This is a genomic window from Psychrobacter sp. FME5, assembly GCF_014861375.1.
GTDB lineage: Bacteria > Pseudomonadota > Gammaproteobacteria > Pseudomonadales > Moraxellaceae > Psychrobacter.
Genome location: NZ_RRYX01000158.1, coordinates 1 through 4,502 on the forward strand (window position 1 = coordinate 1; position 4,502 = coordinate 4,502).

Consider the following 4,502-nt stretch of genomic DNA (forward strand, 5'->3'; position numbering starts at 1 on the left):
CTATAAATTTAATACTATGTTTTGCCCCTTTAAGGGCATAAATCTGGTATCGTTCACCTAGGCTTAGATGTGTATAGTTCATGGTTGCAATCTCACTTTGGTCGGTGGATAAAAACTTTGATGCTAGCGCATCTAGGTCTTTTTTTCACCTCACATTTGGTATTGCACTTCATGTGTTAATCTAAGAGTGAAATCAAACGTATTTGGCAGGACTGAACCGCCCCAGGATTGTCGGAGACTCAATCCTACCTTGTTAGTAATTTCTGCCTGACTCAGGTAAATTAACCTCCGATAAAGTCGGGTTGGTTCAATGACTTGATAGCAAAGGGCATGCTGAACAAACCTGACTCTTCTGGGTGCAGTACCAGCTATGAGATAGAGCTCACCTCATTTCTACGGAATTGACATCATACACCAGTTGATAATTGTGGGTCATATTGCTCACAGCCTTTGAGATTGCCTTTATTCGCTTTACTCTGCCAATTAGATAACGTTTGCATCTCTATTCCGAGCTGCTGAACAGTTGCGCTCAAGTTACGATTGTTGTCTGCTATCTTTCTGACAGCTTCTGCTACAAATTGACTGCCATGTTATGCCCTTTTAATGCCATAAATCTGATATCGTTCTTTTAGGCTTATATGTGTGTAGCTCACGGTTGCAATCGTGCTTTGGCAGTGGATAATGATTTTGAGGTTAGGGCATCTAGGCCTACGTTGTATCTGCTCAGCCAAATATTTACAATCATCTATTATGGCTACGTTTGATGCCAGCATAATTTTTGATGCACCATCCAATATTTTTTTCTAATGACAATCAAAGGAGATTTATATGAAAGCGGCACGTTTTTATGACAAAGGCGATATTCGTATTGAAGATATTCCAGAGCCTACTGTAGAGTCGGGTACCGTTGGAATCGATGTCGCTTGGTGTGGCATCTGTGGTACTGACTTGCATGAGTTTATGGAAGGTCCTATTTTTATCCCCCCTTGCGGTCATCCTCACCCCATCTCAGGAGAGTCTGCCCCAATCACTATGGGTCATGAATTCTCAGGGGTCGTTTATGCTATCGGTGAGGGTGTTGATGATATTGAGGTTGGTCAGCATGTCGTGGTTGAACCATATATTATTGCCGATGATGTGTCTACCGCGCCTGGTGAGAATTATCACTTATCAAAAGATATGAACTTCATTGGTCTTGGTGGTCGCGGTGGTGGTTTGTCTGAAAAAATTGCGGTCAAGCGTCGCTGGGTACATCCTATCTCTAATAAAATCCCATTAGATCAAGCAGCCTTGATTGAACCGTTAGCCGTTGGCTATCATGCTTTTGTGCGCAGTGGTGCCAAAGCAGGTGATGTCGCTTTGGTCGGTGGTGGTGGTCCGATTGGATTGTTATTGGCTGCCGTTTTAAAAGCCAAAGGTATTACCGTCATTCTCACTGAATTGAGTGCCAAGCGCAAAGAGAAGGCTAAAGAAAGTGAGGTTGCCGATTACATTTTAGATCCGACTGAAATAGATTTGCCTGAAGAAGTCATGAAGCTTACGGATAACCGCGGTGTGGACGTGGCCTTTGAATGCACCAGCGTCAATAAGGTATTGGACTCACTGGTTGAACTTACTAAACCTACTGGTGTGGTTGTGATTGTCTCTATCTGGAGCCACCCAGCTTCCGTAAATGTACATAGCGTAGTCATGAAGGAGCTCGATGTACGTGGGACTATTGGTTATGTAAACAATCATCAAGAAACCATCAAATTGGTCGAAGATGGCTTAGTGAACCTTGAGCCCTTTATTACTCAACGTATCAAATTGGATGATTTGATTGCTAAAGGCTTTGAGACTTTAATTCACAACAATGAATCAGCAGTGAAAATTATTGTGAACCCAAACCTGTAAACAGTAAGGCAAGGGGATATCTGGCTAGCTAGGTGGTTTTAATCCGCACGTTAGAATTAACCAAACCTCAAGTTGCCCAAATTTACCTAGGAAACCTTAGACACACGGTGACACTCCTAAAGCGATTTAAAGTACTTGTGCCAATTGATTATGACGGTACCTAAAGATTTTACCAGAATCATAGCGAAGGACTAAACAAAACAATACCTCTGGGAGTCAACTCCCAGAGGTATTGTTTTTGTTTGTCATACAGACAAGGTTTTTAATATCTGGTTCTTCGTTAAATTGGTTAGGCTTTTCTTGTCATCATTTAGCATAAGCATTTCAATTATTTCGAAGTTAGCACTTAGTACATCCTCATAAGACGCTAAGTTTACGACAATCCTGGGGTGGTTCACTATGAAGACCACTATAGTCGTCAGATGCAAGGTTTTGCACGCGGTACTGAGAAGCAGCAAATCATCGCAAGTCTCTTAAAAGGTGACCATAGCTATTCTGAAATACAAGTAAGGTGGGTACGATTTGGGTGGGCGGCAGACTGGCAAAGCGAGGCTGATTGCAGACGGCTATAATGACAGCTTGCTCAGCTTGCGTCAGTTTGTTCCTCGGGGCTTGGCGCACGGCATCAGGACGCAGGTCAGCACTCACTTGACCCGCTTTATACCAGCGCCTGTAGGTGCGTATGCTGATGCCAACCTCACAACAGGCCAGAGTGAGTCTTGCCCCTGATCCATTGGCTTCTTGGATCCAGTTGATGTACTGCTTGCGCTCTGAAAGTGAGGTCAGTCGTCCTCGTGCTCTTGCCAAAACGCATCCAACTTTTTTCGCAGTACCAATAAGGCGGCAGTTTCAGCTAGGGCTTTTTCTTTTCGGGCAAGCTCTCGGGTGAGTTGCTTAATCTGCTTGCGGTCTGTTTGTTGTTGACGCTTGTCTTTGAGGCTTTGCTGTTTGCTGCTACTAAAGCCTTGTAGGGCAGAGGCTCGCCAAGCTTTGATTTGTTCGACATAGAGGCCTTTGTTGCGGCAGTATTCACTAAGCTCGCTTTCGCTTAGGGCGGCAGTCTCAATAACGGTGGCAAGTTTGGTGTCACTGGTCCAGTTATCTGGGGTATGGTGGTTGGTGGGCATGGGCTGACCTTGTTCTCTGGCGTGATTGCGCCAATTATACAGGGTCTGTAAGCCGATGCCTTCACTTCTTGATACTGCAGCAACGCTCATGTTGCTTGGGGGTTGTAGTTTGCTGAGTATGGCTTGTTTACGTTCGTCACTATAACGTGGCATGATGTGTCCTTGATGCCCCCATTTGGATTATTCTTTAGGGGTGACAACTATCCTGCCATAGGGGGATAATTGACGCTCTCATCACCCCCTTCGATATAACTGGAAAAGTTCTCACTGATAAAACGGTAAAACAAAGTACCCAGTACATATTGCTTAAAGTCCCAGCCATCGACTGAGCCACGAACCTCGTTTGCAATTTGCCAGATTTGGCGGTGTAGTTCGGCTCGTTGTTGGGTACTTGTCATGATAAGAATCCTATAGAAATAAAAGAGGAACAGGTTAAAAAGTGGGTATTACAATGCTTGATTCGTTGATAATAACTGGACCATAGCAATTTTTTATTTAAACGGAGATCAAATTTCTAAAATACTGGTTAGTCGGTTTAACCATCCGTCAAATTCGATATTGGTTTCAGTTGATTTAAATGAGAATGATGGGTGCTTCATTCTCTTTACTACTCCAAATTTGTTTAGATAGACATCGGTAGGCCAATTAATTGAACGTTGAACTATCAACTGTAATGTTTTCTCAAGTTGCCGATCCCATCGTTCAAAATCTTTTACTTTAATTATTAGTGTTGACAGCATTCTATCAGTATCATTCATATCGATTTCTAAAATGATAAAATAAGCTGTTTTGGTCTTTAGTTGTAGTTCAAGCAAAGATCGATTATTACCGTCTGTCGTTCTATGTAATCTCGATCGACCAACAGCTGGTAAAAAATGTAAGTTTTCATCATAGTAAATTTCCTTTTCCTCAGATAGTCTCTCGATAAGCATCTTAAAAGCTTCAAATCTTTGCATATACAGCTGCAGTTCATCACTTTGGTCATCTAGGCCCGAAAAGTTAGCTTGGCAAGCTGTACCGTCGATTGTAGCCTCATCAGTACTTAGATCTAACACTACAAACTCATCATTAGAATCAATATCTGTGTTAACTCTTCCTTTGGACCTTCTTTTCGCGATTTTCCGAGTCTCAATAGGGCTTATAAAACTAAAAGAGGTTTTTGGAATATCTAATTTTTTTACTTTAGTATCAATGTTTGCATCATGTTGGTCGTCAATAGAATCACTCTCAGTAAGATCAGGTCTTCCCGCACTACCGCCTTTATTGCCTGGTTGTGCACCGACCTTGAACTTATCGCTATAAAAATACACTTTTTCAGATAAAGAGGATTGAATGTTACTAGGGCGTGTCATCAATTAAGCCAAACGACACAAGAAACTAAGTGAATGGCACTAAGGAAATGACTGGCTAACTTATCATAGCGAGTGGCAATCGCACGATACTGCTTAATCTTGGCAAAGAAGTTCTCTATTAGGTGCCTCG

General features: G+C 42.4%; 5 protein-coding genes and 2 pseudogenes. 1 reads left to right on the forward strand and 6 read right to left on the reverse strand.

All coding sequences use genetic code 11. The annotated features are described in order from the left end of the window. Positions 1-422: 422 nt before the first annotated feature. Positions 423-554, reverse strand: a pseudogene (locus EI161_RS14845) (IS3 family transposase); the annotation flags it as partial. Between the two features lie 274 nt (positions 555-828). On the opposite strand from EI161_RS14845, the gene EI161_RS13425 reads away from it, so the two are divergent. Further along, positions 829-1,893 carry a 2,3-butanediol dehydrogenase gene (locus tag EI161_RS13425; RefSeq protein WP_192524698.1) on the forward strand — a complete coding sequence of 355 codons (1,065 nt, stop codon included), beginning with the start codon at positions 829-831 and terminating at the stop codon, positions 1,891-1,893. 459 nt (positions 1,894-2,352) lie between these two features. On the opposite strand, the gene EI161_RS13430 is transcribed toward EI161_RS13425, so the two are convergent. The 5 genes and pseudogenes from EI161_RS13430 to EI161_RS13450 all read right to left on the reverse strand — a co-directional run. Next, positions 2,353-2,700, reverse strand: coding sequence for a hypothetical protein (locus EI161_RS13430; protein WP_192524697.1), 348 nt, complete (start codon positions 2,698-2,700; stop codon positions 2,353-2,355). Beyond that, the gene (locus tag EI161_RS13435; RefSeq protein WP_192524696.1) at positions 2,676-3,173 is read right to left on the reverse strand and encodes a transposase; all 498 of its coding nucleotides are present in this window, start codon (positions 3,171-3,173) and stop codon (positions 2,676-2,678) included. The genes EI161_RS13430 and EI161_RS13435 overlap by 25 nt, the downstream gene beginning before the upstream one ends. Positions 3,174-3,226: 53 nt before the next feature. Continuing rightward, positions 3,227-3,418, reverse strand: a pseudogene (locus EI161_RS13440) (type I restriction-modification system subunit M N-terminal domain-containing protein); the annotation flags it as partial. 108 nt (positions 3,419-3,526) lie between these two features. After that, positions 3,527-4,372, reverse strand: a complete 846-nt coding sequence (locus EI161_RS13445; RefSeq protein ID WP_192529778.1) for a Tn7-like element transposition protein TnsE — start codon at positions 4,370-4,372, stop codon at positions 3,527-3,529. Next, positions 4,372-4,502: transposase (locus EI161_RS13450; protein ID WP_192529714.1), on the reverse strand; the 131-nt coding region annotated here is incomplete at its 5' end. The genes EI161_RS13450 and EI161_RS13445, both read right to left, overlap by 1 nt.